Genomic DNA, 16,250 nt, shown 5'->3' on the forward strand with positions numbered 1-16,250 from the left:
CCTCTCAACCCGCCCGCGCGAGCAGGGGCGAGCCCTTCGCGGGCGTCGTCAGCCGCCGCCACTGGTCCGTCTGCAGGACGTTCTTCGGGTCCACCCTCGCCTTGAGCGCCAGGAACTGCTCGACGGCCCCCGGCTCATGGTTGGCGCGGAACTGCTCCGCCGTCAGCACCGAGTCCTTCGCGTAATAGAAGCGTCCACCGTGCGCCAGTACGTGGTCCGCCAGCTCCCGGCAGAGCTTCCACAGCCGCTCGCGGTTGGACGAGGTCACCGAGAAGTCCAGCGCCAGTGAGTAGCCGTCCACGTAGTAGCTCATCAGGAACGGGGCCGGCCGGTGGCGCTTGAGCACCCCGAGATACGGAATGAGCCCCTCGCGCTGGCAGCGCTCCAGGATGTGCGTGTAGACGGCGTGCGCCTGCTCCTTGGGCACGAACGGTTGGAACTGCAGCAGCCCTCCCGGCAGCAGCGCCCGCTTCCAGCCCGGCACGTAGTCGAGCAGGAAGTGGAACGCGCCATGCGTCTGCAGGTACGCCGGACGGCTCGCCTCGCGGATGCCGGCGTAGAACTTCGCCAGGTTCACCCAGCGCATCGCCCGGCCGTGCACCGTCAGCCACAGTCCCGGCCATAGCCACGCCAGTGGAACCACGCCGAAGGCCCGTCCGGGTACATCCTGCCGCGCGGGCTCCAGGAACGGATCCGGGTTCTCCTGCGCCGGCACGTGCCGCGCCATGTGCAGCAGCCCTCGCCCGAGGCGCGAGCCGCTCGCGTAGCAGTCGATCCACCCCACCATGTAATCGGACTCGGCCTGGGCGCTGTCGAGCCCCTGCATCGCCTCCCCCAGGTCCCTCACGCTGCGCGCATGCACGAGCATCCGCCCGGAGGACAAGCGCTTGAGCTGGAGCTCGACCTCGAGGATGCACCCGAGCAGCCCCAGGCCTCCAATGGCGGCGTGGAACAGGTCCGCGTTCTCGGTGCGGCTGCAGCGCAGCTCCTCACCCGCGGGCGTCAGCAGACGGAAGGAGCGGACGTACTCGCCAAACGAGCCGACCTTGTACTGGTTCTTCCCATGGATGTTCATCGACAGCGCGCCACCGATGGTGACGTGCATGGTGCCGGGCACCACGTACGGCCAGAAGCCGTGCGCGATGCTCATGCGCCACAGGGCCGCGATGGTGACGCCGGGCTCCACCCGCACGATGCCCTCCGTGCTGTCGAACTCCAGGATGCGATCGAGCCGGCCCAGCTCGACGATGGCGCCCCCGGTGTTCAGGGCCGCGTCACCGTAGCTCCGCCCGCCGCCTCGGAAGGCCACCGTCTCCCCGCGCCCGCCCGCCGTCACCAGCAGCTCGGCCAGCTGCGCCGTGCCCTCCACTCGGTGGACGAGGCTCCGGCTCGCCGTGGACTCCCCCCAACCTCGAAGCTCCTCGTTCTCGTGCATCGCTCGCTCTTCGTCTGGGCCGGCACTTCGCTCGCTCCGGTGCATACCCCGCTCCGCCGCCTCCTGGCCCGTTCATCGCGGCCAGTGTGTGGCTCCTGCCTCCCCGGCAGGCAGTCAGGTGGGTATCCAACAGTGCAGTCCGGGTCCCCAGGGAGGATGTCCCTGCCCGGCGCTGTTCCAAGAAAGCGTGCTTGCGTCGGCGGGGGAAGTCAGTTAGTTACCCACCCGCTGTCGCCGCCTGCGCGATTAGCTCAGCTGGATAGAGCGTTGGCCTCCGGAGCCAAAGGCCGCAGGTTCGAATCCTGCATCGCGCGCAACATGAAGGGCCTGGAATCCTTGGGGAAATCCCCCGACGGTTCCAGGCCCTTCGCCTTTTCCGGCCAAGCCTTGCAGCAAGGGTGCAGCAGAAGTCCCCTCCGCTCCGGCTGCGGCCAGCCTGCCTGAGTCTTCCCGCGGCGGGGCAGGCCGCAGACCAAAGGAGAGGGTGTCCCCTTCTGTTAGGAGGTAGTCCGGGGTGAGGTGGCCGTAGACCTCCACGGTGATTCGCGGATCCCGGTATGGAGTCCTCATCTGCAGCGAGGATGTCTGGCTGCGGGTGCTGGAGGACGCGGGGCGGCGCTTCCGGGCAGTCCGGTGACGCGCGAGGAGTTCGCGCCCGCCTTCGGACAGGGCTCCCCCGAGGACGTGCGCATCTTCGGCCTGTGCTGCACCCCCACCGAGCTGGATGCCTTCTACGTGGAGCACCTGCCGGCCCACGCCGGAGACGTCTAGGTCAACCCGGCTGCACGCGAGGTGCTGGCGTGATTACCCCATGGACGCTTCGCGGACGAGCCAGTCACGAAACGCAACGAGCTTGGGGAGCGTAGCGCAATCGGGCCGATAGACGACGTAGTAGGCGAGCACGGAAGAGAACTCCACCTCCGGGAACAGGCGCACCAGCCGTCCGGCCGCGAGGTCGTCATGCGCCATGATGCTGCGGGCCAGCGCCACGCCCTGCCCGTCGATTGCCGCCTGCAGCACGGCAGCGGAGTTGTTGATACGCAGGCCTCGCTTCGTCTCGACGTCCCTTGCGCCCGCCTTCTCGAGCCAGGCCTCCCACGTGGCGAATCCCGAGCGGGCATCCACGGACCGGTCGTGGATGAGCCGTAGGCTGGCCAGGTCCGACGGCCGACGCAGACGGCCGCTCTGCCGCAGGAGGGCAGGCGAGCAAACGGGATAGACCTCCTCGTCCAAGAGCTTCTCGGCGGTCAGCCCGGGCCAGACTCCAGCGCCGTAGCGCACGCCAATATCGACGCCGCGCGCGGCGAAGTCGAGCAGCTCGGTGGACGCGTCGAGCCGCACGTCCAGCTCCGGCCATGAGGCCTGGAACCGCTCGAGGCGCGGCAGGAGCCACTTGGCCGCGAAGGCGGGGCTGACCGTCACGGTCAGCACGCCGGTCGACGAGCCTTCCTTCAGCCGCGCGACGCCGGCGCTCAGCCGCTCGAACCCCGCACGGATGTCCGGCAGGGCCCGCTGGGCCGCCTCGGTGAGGACGAGCCGTTTGCGTCCGCTCGTGCCCCGGTGGAACAGCGGTGTGCCGAGCACGTCCTCGAGGCTTCGCACGAGCTGTCCGACCGCCGCCGGGGTCACGTGGAGCTCGGCGGCCGCGGCGGAGAAGCTCTCGTGCCTGGCCGCCGCCTCGAAGGCACGCAGGGCGTTGAGGTATTCAGGTGCGCTCATAGCCGGTCAAGATTTCCTTTACCGCATACCAAGAAACTCTCGATTGCGGCGGCGGGTGCTCTGGACGATGAATGTTGCGTCGGACCACTCCGGCTCATCCCAGAGCCAAAGGCTGCCCGTAGACGCTGCTCCGGCGGGATAGCCTACCTTTAGCGGAGCACAGAAGCCAAGACGGAAGACACCCATGGTCTACCTGCAAATCTCCCTGAAGATTTCTCCCGCCAACCGCCCTGCAGCCGCCGGCGTATACCAACGCTACAAGGCGCCCTTCCTCGAGACGATCGCCGGCGCGAAGTCGAAGGAACTCCTCGTCCGTGACGAGGACGTGCAGGTGCTGCACGGGTTCGACACGGCGCAGCAGGCCAGCGCCTACCTCAAGACCGACCTGTTCACCGCCGACGTCGTGAGCGCGCTGAAGCCGCTCCTCGACGCCGCCCCGGACGTCCGCATCTACCAGGCCGCCTGAGGCTTCTCATGTCGGGCCGTCGCCGACCGCGGCGGCCCGACCTTCACCCAACGCCAATCAATTGGGAGCTTTCAATGCGTGCGCGATTCACCCATCAGAAAGTCATCGTCGTGGGCGGTACCAGCGGAATGGGGAAGGCCGTTGCCCGAATCGTGCTCGAGGAGGGCGGACAAGCCGTTGTCATCGGGCATCGAGACGACAAGGAGCAGGTTCACAGTGCGCTCCAGGGGTTCAACGGATTCCATCCGATCGGCCGAGTGGGCCGCGCAGAGGATGTTGCGCAGACCATCGCCCATCTGTTGTCGAACGAGACCTCGTGGGTCACCGGCGCAATCTGGGATGTCGACGGCGGCGTCATGGCAGGACGCAACAAGTACAGCTGACCCTTGGAGGAGTTCCCAGACATCGCGGTGACACGGAATCACTCCGGTGCGGACCGGCCTCCGAAGCGTCCCCGGCTTTGGCCACCCGTCGTCCCCTCGCTCTCATCCAGCCGCGACGGCGCGACGCTCTACCTGAAGACCGGCCACCTTCCGGCCCATCGGACGTCTGGCACATGGTGACCGCGCGCATCGGCATCGTCGGAGGCGGACTGAGCGGCCTTTACGCGGCCACCCTGCTCGAGGAGCGCCGCGTCGAGGACTCCGTGCTCCTCGAGGTACAAGAGACGCTCGGCGGCCGGGTCCTCTCCGTCGCGCCCTCCCTGGGTGCACACGGCGGTGGGCTCGAGGCTCGGCCGGGAGGGCCGAGCCGTCATGATGGAGGCGCAAGATGCCCTCGGGCACACCCTTGCGTCGCAACGCCAGCCGACCAGGTGGCGGCCTCGCACCACGCGGCCGCGCCCGAGGCTTGCATTCCCGCTGGCGTGTGGCGCAACCGCCTCATCGGCATCGCCAGTGGGTGGTCGCCAGCTTTCCCCGGCTATATCGCCGGCGCCCTGGATGCCGCGACCCGCGGCGTGGCGGCCGCGCTGGCGGCGCCGAACCCATGAAAGGAGCAACCATGACCCAGGAGATGGCCTTGGCAAAGACGTACCGCGCCATGCAGGCGACCCGGCCGGGAGTGCTGGAGTGGGTCGAGCGGCAGACGCCGGAGCCTGGGGCGGGAGAGGTGCTGCTCCGGGTCGAGGCGTGTGGCATCTGCGGCGCGGACGCCGGCACCATCGACGGGCAGCAGTTCCCGCGTGTCCCCGGACATGAGGTTGTCGGGCGAATTGCCGCGATCGGCCCCGCCACCCCTTCGTTCTGGCAAGTAGGCCAGCGCGTCGGCGTGGGCCGGCTCGGGGGGCACTGCAATGCATGCGACCAGTGCCGCCGCGGGCAGTTCCAGCTCTGCGGGAACCAGCCCTTCGTTGGCACCTCGCAGGACGGCGGCTATGCCGAGATGATGGTCGCGCGAAGCACCGGCCTGGTGGCAATCCCGGACGCGCTCGGCTCCGAGGAAGCTGCGCCCCTGCTGTGCGCGGGGATTGCGACCTTCAACGCCCTCAAGAAGTCGGGCGCGCAGGCAGGAGACCTCGTCGCCATCCAGGGCATCGGCGGCCTGGGTCACCTCGCGGTCCAGTATGCGCGCAAGATGGGCTTCAAGGTCGTGGCCATCGGGCGCGGCGCGGACATCGCGAATGACGTCCTCGGCCTGGGGGCGCACGTCTATATCGATACTGACCTGGATGATGCCGTCGCCCGGCTTCAGAGAATGGGTGGCGCACAAGTGCTCATGACGACCATCACGAACAGCGCCGCGGCCTCGCTTCTCATTCCAGCCTTGGCTCCTCAGGGAAAGTTGCTCGTGGTGGGAGTTGGCAAAGACTCCTTGACAGTATCGCCCGGCCTGCTGGTGGTCGGCGAGCGGGTGGTGCAAGGATCAATCACCGGCACGCCGTTCGAATCCGAAAAGACCCTGGATTTCAGCATCCTTGCCAACGTCCTGCCGCGCATCGAGACCATGCCTCTTGAGAGGGCGGGCGAGGCCTTCGCGCGAATGAAGTCCGGCGAGGCGAAGTTCCGGATGGTGCTGACGATGACGGGGGGGCGCTGATGCTCCGGGAAGGAGTGATGCGCCGGGATCGACTGTGCGCGCACGGTCATCGGTTGGGGCGGCGCCAGGCCGGGTGGTGCCTCGAGTCTCCCATGGCATGTCCGGCCTCGTTTGGCTGTTGCTCTACATGGTTTGGCAGGTTGTCGAAATACGGGCAGGGGGCTTTCCCGTATAGAGATCGCTGGAACGAGCGCCGAAGCCCGCCCGATCTCAGAGCAAGGAGCCTGCCATGACCCACCTCGACAGCCGAGGCCTACCACTCTCGACCACGTCCGACCTCGCGGCCGAACGCTACCGGGATGGGGTGGACCTGCTCCTCTCGACCTGGCCCGGTGCCGCGGAGGCCCTGGAGGAGGCAATCGCGGCTGACCCCGGCTTCGCTCTCGCCCATGCGGCGCGCGCGCGCCTGCATGCCATCCGTGCCGAACCGGCGAAGGCCCGGGCGCGGATCGCGACGGCGGAAGAGCTCGTCGCCCGGCGGGGGACCGAGCGGGAGCGGAGCCATGTGGACATCCTGTCCCTCGCCATCAACGGCCAGTCGGCAAAAGCACTGGAGCGGGCGCTCGCGCACGCCGACACCTGGCCGCGGGACGTCCTGATCCTCTCGCTGCCTCTCGGCGCCTTCGGGCTCTTCGCCTTCTCCGGGATGGCGGACCACGACCAGGCGCGCGCGGAGCTCTGCGAGCGCCATGCCCGGCACTTCGACGCCGACGATTGGTGGTTCCTCACCTACCGGGGCTGGGCCCATGCGGAGAACGGCAACGTGAAGCTCGGCCGAGCCCTCACGCAGCGCGGCTACGACCTGCGGACCCACAACGCGAACGCGGCGCACGCGCTCGCGCACGTCATGTACGAGAGCGGCGCAGGCGAGGAGGCCGAGAGGCTGATCGCGAACTGGCTGCCGGGCTATGACCGCGCCGGAATCCTCCATGGCCACATCGCCTGGCACTCGGCCCTCGGCGCCCTGGAGCGGGGTGATCCGGAGTGGGCCCTCGCCATCTACGCGGAGTACATCCAGCCGTCGGTTTCGGCCGGAATGCCGGTCAACGTGGTCAGCGACACCGCCTCTTTCCTGTGGCGACTCCAGGCCTACGGCCACACGGTGCCGCCGGGGCTGTGGGAGGCGGCGGCGGCCTATTCTGGAGGAGTCTTCCAGAAGGCGGGCTTCGCCTTCGCTGATGTCCACATGGCCCTCATCGCGGCGGCGACCGGCGACAGGGCCGCGGTGGAGCAGCGCGTGGAGGCGTTGACGGGCCTGCTCGAGGCGGGGGCCTTGGCCGCCGGACCGGTGGTGCCGGCGATCTGCCGCGCCGCCCTTGCCTTCGCGGAGGAAGACTACGCGGGCTGCGCCCGCCTCCTGAAGCCGCTCGCGGCCGAGGTCGTGCGTATCGGCGGCAGCGGCGCTCAGCGCGAGGTATTCGAGGACATGCTCCTGCTCGCCCTGATGCGGAGCGGCGAGGCTGTGAAGGCGCGTGAGCTTCTCGACCGCCGCCTGCACCGCCGCCCGTCACCGCGCGACACGCGCTGGTATGGTCTGCTCACAGCCTGAGGCTCCCCATGTCACATGCTGATGCCAACGCCGCGACCGGACTCGTGCCCGCGAGCCGTTCCGCCGCATGAAGGGCCCTCGCCGTCAGGCACGTGTCAGACGCTTCACCGCCGACGGCCGGGCGTAGAAGAGGGCCCACACCCCCACCGCCAGCAGCAGCCCCGCGAGCCCATCCACCATGTAGTGCTGCTTGGTGGTGAGGGTGCTCGCCCAGATGAGCGCCGCCCACACGAGCAGCGCCGGGGCGTGGCGATCCCGCTCCCCCAGCACCGCGAACGCCGAGAGGAAGGCGGCCGCCACGTGGAGGCTCGGCAGACAACTGGCGGGGCTGTCGAGCTCGCGGAAGCGCGCCATCATCCAGTGCATGAAGGGCGAGGCGTCCGGCGGCACGGGAAACTCCGCGCGCGGGTAGACCGTGGGCCACATCCAGTGCACCAGCGTGGCCAGCCCCACCACCGTGAAGAAGGCGAAGATGAAGCGGGCGCTGCTCCCGGGCCTCCGGCACAGCGCGAAGGCGATGAACACCAGCAGGTAGGCGCTCAGGTAGATCCACAGCGTCAGGGGAAGGAAGGGCACGGCTCGGTCCACCCATGTCATGGGCAATTCCACCGGCTCGGCGAGGTGGATGCGGTTGGGTGCTCCGTAAAGGAGCGCGTGCGCCACCGCGGCCGCGACGGCCAGCACGAGCTTGTTCTGCCGCTCGAGCCACGCGGAGAGCTCGGACAGGGAAGAACGCCTGCCCTGTCCGAGGGCGAGGGGACCGGAGAAGATGGACCTGAGCGGGCTCATGACTCCATCCAGTGGTGCAAGCGCCCTGCCTCCCCGTCCACGGGACACCCCGGGGCGCGGGGATGCATTCCTTGCGCGCGAGCCCGGCCCGGGCGGCAAGCGTTGCGTCCGTCCCTGCCCATCCCTGGCTGGCCTGCTTCAAACCTAACGAGGGGGCGGAATCGGTGCCGGGCCGTCCCTGGGCCCGCCTGCCTTGCCCCCCTCCAGCTGGACCCGGGTCACCGGCCGCCGCGCCCACTCGAAGAGCCACGCCGTGTCGCGTTGCCGAAGGCGTCGTGCCAGCAGGCGCCGTGGAGTGCCTGGCCCTGGTGGAAGAAGCGCGTGCGAGGGCCATTGGGGCTCCACCTATCCAGACCCCTCCACGCAGGAGTGAAGGGGGGGGCCCTTGCGGTTGAGTCCTCAACAGGCGCTAACGTATAGGGTTTGTAGAGGATGGCGCGGCAGCTGCCAGAGGCAGGGGGGAGCAGGATGCGCACGGAAGAGGACTTCACGCTGCTGGACGAGGTTCGCACGCCCGTCGTGGTGCTGGACGAGCAGGGCACGGTGCGCTGGTGGAACGCGGCCTGCGCGGTGCTCACCGGCAGCAGGCTCGAGCAGGTGCGGGGCCACCTCCTCTGGCACACCCCCCTGGTGGCCGATTCGGACGCGTCCTTCCACGAGGCCTTCTCCACCGCCCGCTCGGGGGAGCCCACCCGGGTGGAGACCACCGCCCGCATGCACAATGGTGAGCGGTGCTGGCTTGCCTGGTCGTGCGCACCGCTGGCGCCGCTCGGCGGCCTGGGCCCGTGCATGGTGTGGACGGGCTTGGACATCACCGAGCACAAACGCCGCGAGGACGGACTGCTCCTGGCCACCCAGGCCCTGCGGCGCAGCGACGAGCGCTTCCGCGCCATCTTCAACCACACCTTCCAGTTCATCGGCCTGCTGTCGCCCGACGGGACGCTGCTCGAGGCCAACGCCAGCGCGCTGGACTTCGGCGGGCTGGAGCGCTCGGACGTGGTGGGGCGCCCCTTCTGGGAGGCGCGCTGGTGGACGCTGACGCCCCGCACGCAGGAGCGGCTGCGCCAGGCCATCGCCGAGGCCAGCCACGGCCGCTTCGTGCGCTACGAGGCCGAGGTGCTCGGCTCCCGCGGCCAGGTGGCCACCATCGACTTCTCGCTCAACCCCGTCTTCGAGCACGGCCAGGTGACGTACATCGTCCCCGAGGGCCGCGACATCACCGACCGCCTGCTCATGGAGGAGGCCCTGCGCCGCTCCGAGGCGCGCTTCGCGGGCATCTTCTCCATCGCCGGGGACGCCACCCTCGCCGTGGACGAGCACCAGCACATCCGCCTCTTCAACGACGGGGCGGAGGCCACCTTCGGCTACGCGCGCTCGGAGGTGGTGGGGGCTCCGCTGGACATGCTGCTGCCCGAGCGGCACCGGGAGGTGCATCGCCAGCAGGTGGAGCGTTTTGGCAAGGGGCCCGCGCAGGCCCGGCACATGGGCGAGCGCGGCGAGGTGTTCGGCCGCAGGAAGAACGGAGAGGAGTTTCCCCTCGAGGCCTCCATCGCCCGGCTCGGCGAGGGCCGGGAGCGGCTCTACATCATCTCGCTGCGGGACGTGACGGCGCGCCACCGCATCGAGCGCGAGCAGCGCTTCCTGGCGGCCGCCGGCGCGCTGCTGGCCGAGTCCATCGACTACGAGGCCACGCTCCGGCAGGTGGCTCGCCTGGCGGTGCCGGACCTGGCGGACTCGTGCGTGGTGTACCTGCGCACTCCGGGCGGCGGGGTGGAGATCGCCGCCGTCGAGCACGTGGATCCGCACCAGGCCGCGTTCCTCCAGGAGGTGCGCCGCCGCCATCCCGTGCGGCTCGACGCGCCGTCGGGCGTGGGGCACGTCATCCGTACCGGGCAGAGCGAGCTGGTGCGCGAGGTATCGATGGAGCACCTGCGCGTGCTCGCCAACGACGAGGAGCACTACCGCCTGGTGCTCCGCATGGGGCTGCGCTCGTACATCTGCGTCCCCCTGTGCGCGCGGGGCGAGGTGCTGGGCGCCATCCTGTTGCTCATGGTGGAGCAGTCCCAGCGGCGGCAGGGCCCGGAAGGACTGGCGCTCGCGCAGGAGTTGGCGCGGCGCGCGGCACTGGCCATCGACAACGCGCGCCTGTACCGCACGGCGCAGGAGGCCACGCGCGCGCGCGACGAGATGCTGGGCGTGGTGGCGCACGACCTGCGCAACCCCCTGCATGCCATCCTCCTCCAGGCGCACAGCCTCGGGCACAAGCTGAAGGCCGCGGTGCTGCCCGACTCGATGCAGAAGGTGGTGTCGAACATCGAGACCTCGGTGCAGCGCATGGACCGGCTGGTGGAGGACCTGCTCACCGTGACGCGGATGGACTCGGGGAGGCTCGGGGTGCGGCCGACCCGGGAGAGTCCCGAGTCCTTGGTGAACGAGGCGCTCGGCGGGGCCCGGCCCCTGGCGGAGCGGCACACGCTGCGGGGGGTGGTGGGCGAGGGCCTGCCCCAGGTGCTGGCGGACCGGGACCGGGTGCTCCAGGTCTTCTCCAACCTGCTGGGCAATGCCCTCAAGTTCACACCCCTGGAGGGCACGGTGGAGGTGGGCTCGGCGCTCGAGGGGACCCACGTGTGCTTCTGGGTGCGGGACTCCGGCCCGGGCATCCCCCCGGAGCAGCAGGGCCGTGTGTTCGACCGCTTCTGGCAGGCGGATGCCCAGGACAAACGGGGCGCGGGCCTCGGCCTGGCCATCTGCAAGGGCCTGGTGGAGGCCCACGGGGGGCGCATCTGGGTGGAGAGTGCTCCAGGGGAGGGCTCCACCTTCCGCTTCACGCTCCCGGTGGCCTCGGCGTCTCCGGAGGAGCGGGGCGTCTAGGCCCGCCAGGGGAGGGCCCGGGCAGCCACGTGTATCCGCTGGAGCACGTTGCACGGCGCTCGCGGACAGCACCCCTCTCGCGGGTGGGATTCCCATGGTCATTCCGGGAACGAAGGCGCGCCGCCCGCGAGGGGGCGGCTTCGGCCGGGAGGGGGAGACTCATGAAGACACGGCTGCGATGGGCCTGGCTCGTGCTTGCCCTGGCGGGGCTGGCGGGGTGCGGCGTCACGGACGACGTGCGAGACGATGAGGCGGGCGTGGAGCCCCAGGCGCGGGAACAGGCGCATGACTCACGGGTGGGGGGCGAGACGCGCTGGGTCCTCCACCCCCGCGGCACCGGGTTTGATCGCGCCGAGACGGTGGCGCACGATCGCGACGGGAACATCATCGTCGCGGGCCTCTTCGATGAACGGCTCGAGGGCGGGCCCCTGGCGCTCGAGGGCGACGGGCCCAACTCCGTCCTGTTGGCGAAGCTCCGGCCGGACGGTCAGCGCATCTGGGCCAGGACCTTCCCCGGGGATGCGCTCGTGCGCGCGGTCACCGTGGACCGGGACCGGAACATCATCCTCGCCGGCATCGCGGATGCGGAGCCCGTCGACTTCGGAGGCGGTCCGCTCTCGGGTGCCTTCCTCGTGAAGCTGGACCGGGAGGGCCGGCACCTCTGGTCCCGGCGCTTCAACCGCTTCCCGCCGAACGCGCTGGCCACCGACAGCGGCGGCCACATCCTGCTGGCCGGGGATGTCGTCACCGAAAACCCCGTGGACTTCGGCTCGGGACCGCTCTCCACGGGCGCCGACAGCATGGGCGTCCTGGTGCGGTTCAACCCGGACGGTGGACTGGAGTGGGTGCGAGGCGGTCCCTCGGACTTCCGGTTCTCCCACCTCGGCGTCACCGTGGACAGCCGAGACCAGGTGTACACCAGCGGGGGTGATCGCCATGGCCGGCCCTTCATCGAGAAGGTGTCCCCGGACGGCCGGCAGCTCTGGATGCACGTGCTGGACACCGTGGGCGAGGTCTTCGACGTGGCGGTGCATGGCAACCGGGTGGTGGCGACGGGGAACTTCTCCGACCCGTTCACCTTCCGGGGCCGCGAGCTCCTCCCCTCCGCGTCCCTGCTGGGCGTGTTCCTCGTGGCCTATACCCGGGACGGCGAGGAGCGCTGGGCCCGGGCCATCGGTGGTGAGTTCACCTCCCTGGCGATGGATCCCCGGGACGGGGTCATCGTCACCGGACAGTATCCGGACCGCGCAGACCTCGGCCTGGGTCCGGTGTCCGGAGATCCCTTCGGCGGCAACTTCTTCGTCGCGAAGTACGACCGCATCCAGGGAGACGTCCGCTGGGTCCGCACGTTCCCGTCGCGCGAGGCCAGTGCGTTCGATGTCGCGGCGGCCTCGAATGGCGAGAGCACCATCGTGGGGGCCTTCCGCGCCCCGGTGGATTTCGGCCTGGGCCCGGTGACGCCCACGCCGGGTCCGGATGGTCTCTCGGATGACCTCTTCATCCTGCGGCTCGGGGAGTGACGCGCGGGCCGCTCGTCCGCCCCCTCCCATCGGGCAGGTCGCTCCGCCTCGTCTCCATCCCCACCCTTGAGGGCAAATGGAACCGACGATGGAGACGGGGCAGGCGCCTGTCCAGGACACGCGAGGGGAGCACCCGGGCGAGCAGCCGCGGCCCTGGGTGGTGTGGTTCGACTCGCTTTCGCGGGAGGACGTGCCGCTGGCGGGAGGCAAGGGCGCCAACCTCGGCGAGATGACGCAGGCGGGGCTGCCCGTTCCCCGGGGCTTCGTCGTGACGTCGGAGGCCTTCCAGGAGACCCTGCGGCCCCTCCACGCGCGGCTGGACGAGCTGTGGCGGAACCTCGACGTGGATGACCCCGAGTCGCTGGCCGGGCACTCGGCCGGGCTGCGCGACCTGGTGCTCCAGGTGGAGCTGCCCGCCGCGCTGCGCGAGGCCCTGCTCGAGGCCTACCACCAGTTGGGCGGGAACCGGGCGGTGGCGGTGCGCTCCTCGGCGACGGACGAGGACACGTCCGCCACCTCGTTCGCCGGCATGCACGAGTCGTATACCCACGTGGTGGGTGACGAGGCGGTGCTGGCGCGGCTGCGCGAGTGCTGGGCCTCGGCCTACGGGCAGCGGGTGGTGTCCTACCGCAAGAGCCAGGGCCTCACCCAACTGCCCTCCCTGGCGGTGGTGGTGCAGGAGATGGTGGACTCGGCGCGCTCGGGGGTGATGTTCACCGCGGACCCGGCCACGGGGGACACGCAGCGGCTCATCATCGAGGCCGCCTGGGGGCTGGGCGAGGTGGTGGTGGGCGGCCAGGTGGAGCCGGACACGTACACGGTGGACAAGCAGGGCCCCCGGGTGCGCGAGGTGCGGGTGGGGCACAAGGCCTTCATGTTGGAGCGCGCGCCGGAGGGCGGAGACCGGCGCGTGGAGCTGGGCGAGGAGCGGGCCCGCAAGCGGGTGCTGGCGGACGAGGAAGTGCTGACGCTGGCGCGGTTGGGCGTACGGGTGGAGGCGCACTATGGCTCGCCCCAGGACATCGAGTGGGCCGAGCAGGGCGGGCGGCTGTACCTGGTGCAGTCGCGTCCCATCACCACGCTGGGCCGGGCCACGCCCGAGCCGGGGAAGGAGCCCCGCAAGCCGGCGCTCGTGACGGGGCTGGGAGCCTCGCCGGGGCGTGTCACCGGGAAGGTGCGGGTGCTGCGCGGCCCCGCGGAAGGCGCGAAGCTGCAGAAGGGCGAGGTGCTCGTCGCCGCCATGACGTCGCCGGACTGGGTGGCCACCATGCGCCGGGCGGTGGCCATCATCACCGACAGCGGGGGCATGACGAGCCATGCGGCCATCGTCAGCCGCGAGCTGCGCCTGCCCTGCGTGGTGGGCACCCGCACCGCCACGCGGGTGCTGCGCGACGGCGAAGAGGTGACGGTGGATGGGAGCACGGGCGAGGTGCTCGAGGGCCGGGTGGAGGAGGTGTCCGTGCCCCGGGTGGAGGCGGTGCGGCCGGTGGAGGCGCCCCGGGCCGTCGAGGCGGGCGAGCCCGAGCCCCTGGCGACGAAGCTGTACGTCAACCTGGCCCTGCCGGGGCAGGCGCGTGAGGCCGCCGCGCTGCCGGTGGATGGGGTGGGGCTCCTGCGCGCGGAGTTCCTCCTCACCGATGCGTTCGGCGGCATCCACCCGCGCAAGCTGATCGCCCTGGGGCGGCAGCGCGAGTTCGTGGAGCGGATGGTGGCCCCGCTCCGGGAGATCGCCCGGGCCTTCCATCCGCGGCCGGTGGTGTACCGGACGACGGACTTCCGCACCAACGAGTTCCGGGGACTGGAGGGCGGCGCCGAGTACGAGCCGGTCGAGGCCAACCCGATGATCGGCTTCCGCGGCTGCTACCGCTACCTGCGCGAGCCGGAGGTGTTCCAGCTGGAGTTGGAGGCGCTCGCGCGGGTGCGGGAGGAGCTGCCCAACCTGCACGTGATGATTCCCTTCGTGCGCACGCTCTGGGAGCTGGAGGCGTGTCTGGCATTGCTGGACGCCAGTCCCCTGGGGCGGCAGCGCGGGTTGGAGCGGTGGGTGATGGCGGAGGTGCCCTCGGTGGTGTACCGCATCCCCGAGTACGCGCGGCTGGGCGTGACGGGAGTGTCCATCGGCTCGAACGATCTGACGCAGCTCATGCTCGGGGTGGATCGGGACTCGGAGATGTGCGCGGAGCTGTTCAACGAGTCGGACGCGGCGGTGCTGGATGCGATCATCCGCATCATCCGCGCCAGCCGGGAGGCGGGGGTGACGTGCTCCCTGTGCGGCCAGGCTCCCTCGAACCGGCCCGAGTTCGCCGAGCACCTGGTGCGGGCGGGAATCACCTCCATCTCGGTGGACCCGGGCGCGGTGGGCGCGGCGCGTCGCGTGGTGGCCGCCGCCGAGCGCCGTCTGCTGTTGGAAGCCGCTCGCGCTCGGTGGTCCGGGGCCTCGCCGTGAGCGTCCGGTATGCCCGGCTGAGCCCCGCGGACCAGATGCTCCTGACGGTCGAGGAGCCCCGGACTCCGGCGCACATCGGGGCGCTGCTGGTGCTGGAGGGGCCGTCGCTCCTCGATGCCGCCGGGCAACTGCGGCTGGCGGAGCTCCGGCGCCGGCTGGGGCTCCGGTTGCCGCGCGTTCCCGTGCTTCGCCAGGTGCTATACCGGCCGGGGCTCTTCCGGGGCCCCCCGCTCTGGGTGGACGATGCCGCCTTCGACATGGGGCGCCACATCCTCCACGCAGAGCTTCCCGCGCCGGGTGGAGAGGCGGAGCTCCTGCGGCTCACCGAGACGCTCCTGAGCAAGCCCCTGGAGCGCTCCAAGCCCTTGTGGGAGCTCTGGTTCCTGACGGGACTGGCCTCCGGACGGATCGCCGTGGTGGTGAAGCTGCACCACGCCATCGCGGACGGGCATGCCGCGCTGCGCATCTTCGGCGCGCTGTTCGACCTGGAGCCGGATGCCGCCGATCCGGAGGAGGTGCCGTGGTCACCCCGGCCGCCCCCGGGCCGCTGGCAACTGCTCGTGGACAACCTCGCCACGAAGTGGGCGGGCTTGCGGCGGGCCGTGAGGCGGTGGGCCCATCCGTCCGCCCTCTTCCGCTCCGCCGCCTCGACCGGGCGGGCGCTGCTGCAGGCCGCCCGCGACAGCCAAGCCGCGCCGAGGACCTCCCTCAACGCGCTCGTCGGAAGCAGCCGCCGCCTGGCCGTGCTGCGCATGGGGCTGGCCGAGGCCAGGGACGCCGCTCATGCCCGGGGAGTGCGGATCAACGATCTCTTGCTCGCCCTGATCGCGGGGGGCGCGAGGGAGCTGCTGCTGCATCGCGGCGAGCCCGTCGAGGGCGTGGCCCTCATCGCCTCCGTGGCGGTCTCCCTGCGGCCCTCGGAGGATGCCGGTGACATGGGCAACAAGACCGGCCCCATCCTCGTTCCACTCCCCATGGACGAGCCCGAGCCCGAAGCGTGCCTGGAGGCGATCGCCGCTTCGACCCGGGCGATGAAGAAGAAGGAGAGCGCGGCGAGCGCCGCGACCGTCATCCGGTGGATGTCGAAGACGGGGCTGGTCCGCCTCCTGGCCCGCCGGCAGCACATGCTGAACTTCTTCGAGAGCGACCTGGTGGGGCCGCCGGTACCCCTCTTCGTGTTCGGCGCGCGGATCCTCGAGGTGACGATCGCGAACAGCCTCGCGCCCACCGTCGGCCTGGTGTTCGCGATCATCTCCTATGCCGGCCAGCTGAACCTCTCGGTGTGCGCGGACGCGGAGCAGTTTCCGGACCTGGACGTCCTGGTGGCGGGAATGGAGAGCAGCTGGGCTCATCTCCACCTCCCGGACCATCACGAGCCGGTGGGGGAGGGGCCGCTGCTCCCCGCCCCCTGAGGCGCG

At 70.6% G+C, this 16,250-nt stretch carries 13 protein-coding genes and 1 tRNA gene; 11 read left to right on the forward strand and 3 right to left on the reverse strand.

Features of this window, described 5'->3' with window-relative positions:
- Positions 1-4: 4 nt before the first annotated feature.
- On the reverse strand, positions 5-1,435 hold the full coding sequence (locus NR798_RS16950) for an FAD-dependent oxidoreductase (RefSeq protein WP_375772513.1): 1,431 nt from the start codon (positions 1,433-1,435) through the stop codon (positions 5-7).
- A gap of 240 nt (positions 1,436-1,675) precedes the next feature.
- Between NR798_RS16950 and NR798_RS16955 the strand changes: the two genes are divergently transcribed.
- Positions 1,676-1,749 (forward strand) — tRNA-Arg (locus NR798_RS16955).
- A gap of 319 nt (positions 1,750-2,068) precedes the next feature.
- Positions 2,069-2,206: a hypothetical protein gene (locus NR798_RS16960; RefSeq protein ID WP_375772514.1), complete on the forward strand. Its 138-nt coding sequence runs from the start codon at positions 2,069-2,071 to the stop codon at positions 2,204-2,206.
- Between the two features lie 33 nt (positions 2,207-2,239).
- Here NR798_RS16960 and gcvA read toward each other — a convergent pair whose 3' ends face one another.
- Positions 2,240-3,154, reverse strand: a complete 915-nt coding sequence (gene gcvA, locus NR798_RS16965; RefSeq protein WP_375772515.1) for a transcriptional regulator GcvA — start codon at positions 3,152-3,154, stop codon at positions 2,240-2,242.
- 184 nt (positions 3,155-3,338) lie between these two features.
- Between gcvA and NR798_RS16970 the strand changes: the two genes are divergently transcribed.
- The 5 genes from NR798_RS16970 to NR798_RS16990 all read left to right on the forward strand — a co-directional run bounded on the left by NR798_RS16970 (position 3,339) and on the right by NR798_RS16990 (position 7,206).
- Positions 3,339-3,620, forward strand: a complete 282-nt coding sequence (locus NR798_RS16970) for a hypothetical protein (protein WP_375772516.1) — start codon at positions 3,339-3,341, stop codon at positions 3,618-3,620.
- 74 nt (positions 3,621-3,694) lie between these two features.
- Positions 3,695-4,003 carry an SDR family oxidoreductase gene (locus NR798_RS16975; protein ID WP_375772517.1) on the forward strand — a complete coding sequence of 103 codons (309 nt, stop codon included), beginning with the start codon at positions 3,695-3,697 and terminating at the stop codon, positions 4,001-4,003.
- A 173-nt stretch (positions 4,004-4,176) separates the two neighbouring features.
- Positions 4,177-4,611: an NAD(P)-binding protein gene (locus NR798_RS16980; protein WP_375772518.1), complete on the forward strand. Its 435-nt coding sequence runs from the start codon at positions 4,177-4,179 to the stop codon at positions 4,609-4,611.
- Positions 4,612-4,622: 11 nt separating this feature from the next.
- Positions 4,623-5,657, forward strand: a complete 1,035-nt coding sequence (locus tag NR798_RS16985; RefSeq protein ID WP_375772519.1) for an alcohol dehydrogenase — start codon at positions 4,623-4,625, stop codon at positions 5,655-5,657.
- A gap of 229 nt (positions 5,658-5,886) precedes the next feature.
- A complete protein-coding gene (locus NR798_RS16990; RefSeq protein ID WP_375772520.1) occupies positions 5,887-7,206 on the forward strand; it encodes a tetratricopeptide repeat protein in 1,320 nt (439 codons plus the stop codon).
- Positions 7,207-7,290: 84 nt separating this feature from the next.
- Here the strand turns inward: NR798_RS16990 and NR798_RS16995 are convergent, their stop codons facing one another.
- Entirely contained in the window at positions 7,291-7,995 is a 705-nt protein-coding gene (locus NR798_RS16995; protein ID WP_375772521.1) for a phosphatase PAP2 family protein, read from the reverse strand.
- A 468-nt stretch (positions 7,996-8,463) separates the two neighbouring features.
- Here NR798_RS16995 and NR798_RS17000 point away from each other — a divergent pair, with 468 nt between their 5' ends.
- The 4 genes from NR798_RS17000 to NR798_RS17015 all read left to right on the forward strand — a co-directional run bounded on the left by NR798_RS17000 (position 8,464) and on the right by NR798_RS17015 (position 16,244).
- A complete protein-coding gene (locus NR798_RS17000; protein WP_375772522.1) occupies positions 8,464-10,866 on the forward strand; it encodes a PAS domain S-box protein in 2,403 nt (800 codons plus the stop codon).
- A 161-nt stretch (positions 10,867-11,027) separates the two neighbouring features.
- A complete protein-coding gene (locus NR798_RS17005; protein WP_375772523.1) occupies positions 11,028-12,386 on the forward strand; it encodes a hypothetical protein in 1,359 nt (452 codons plus the stop codon).
- A 76-nt stretch (positions 12,387-12,462) separates the two neighbouring features.
- On the forward strand, positions 12,463-14,832 hold the full coding sequence (ppsA, locus tag NR798_RS17010; RefSeq protein WP_375772524.1) for a phosphoenolpyruvate synthase: 2,370 nt from the start codon (positions 12,463-12,465) through the stop codon (positions 14,830-14,832).
- Positions 14,829-16,244 carry a wax ester/triacylglycerol synthase family O-acyltransferase gene (locus NR798_RS17015; RefSeq protein WP_375772525.1) on the forward strand — a complete coding sequence of 472 codons (1,416 nt, stop codon included), beginning with the start codon at positions 14,829-14,831 and terminating at the stop codon, positions 16,242-16,244. The genes ppsA and NR798_RS17015 overlap by 4 nt, the downstream gene beginning before the upstream one ends.
- The last annotated feature ends 6 nt before the right edge of the window (positions 16,245-16,250 follow it).

Source organism: Archangium gephyra (assembly GCF_042230915.1).
Lineage (GTDB): Bacteria > Myxococcota > Myxococcia > Myxococcales > Myxococcaceae > Archangium > Archangium gephyra_B.

What these genes read in the sequence shown, in the direction of transcription:
- NR798_RS16950 (WP_375772513.1), bottom strand. Translation starts at nt 1,435, where the DNA reads ATGCACGAGAACGAGGAGCTTCGAGGTTGGGGGGAGTCCACGGCGAGC.
- gcvA (WP_375772515.1), bottom strand. Translation starts at nt 3,154, where the DNA reads ATGAGCGCACCTGAATACCTCAACGCCCTGCGTGCCTTCGAGGCGGCG.
- NR798_RS16970 (WP_375772516.1), top strand. Translation starts at nt 3,339, where the DNA reads ATGGTCTACCTGCAAATCTCCCTGAAGATTTCTCCCGCCAACCGCCCT.
- NR798_RS16975 (WP_375772517.1), top strand. Translation starts at nt 3,695, where the DNA reads ATGCGTGCGCGATTCACCCATCAGAAAGTCATCGTCGTGGGCGGTACC.
- NR798_RS16980 (WP_375772518.1), top strand. Translation starts at nt 4,177, where the DNA reads ATGGTGACCGCGCGCATCGGCATCGTCGGAGGCGGACTGAGCGGCCTT.
- NR798_RS16985 (WP_375772519.1), top strand. Translation starts at nt 4,623, where the DNA reads ATGACCCAGGAGATGGCCTTGGCAAAGACGTACCGCGCCATGCAGGCG.
- NR798_RS16990 (WP_375772520.1), top strand. Translation starts at nt 5,887, where the DNA reads ATGACCCACCTCGACAGCCGAGGCCTACCACTCTCGACCACGTCCGAC.
- NR798_RS16995 (WP_375772521.1), bottom strand. Translation starts at nt 7,995, where the DNA reads ATGAGCCCGCTCAGGTCCATCTTCTCCGGTCCCCTCGCCCTCGGACAG.
- NR798_RS17000 (WP_375772522.1), top strand. Translation starts at nt 8,464, where the DNA reads ATGCGCACGGAAGAGGACTTCACGCTGCTGGACGAGGTTCGCACGCCC.
- NR798_RS17005 (WP_375772523.1), top strand. Translation starts at nt 11,028, where the DNA reads ATGAAGACACGGCTGCGATGGGCCTGGCTCGTGCTTGCCCTGGCGGGG.
- ppsA (WP_375772524.1), top strand. Translation starts at nt 12,463, where the DNA reads ATGGAACCGACGATGGAGACGGGGCAGGCGCCTGTCCAGGACACGCGA.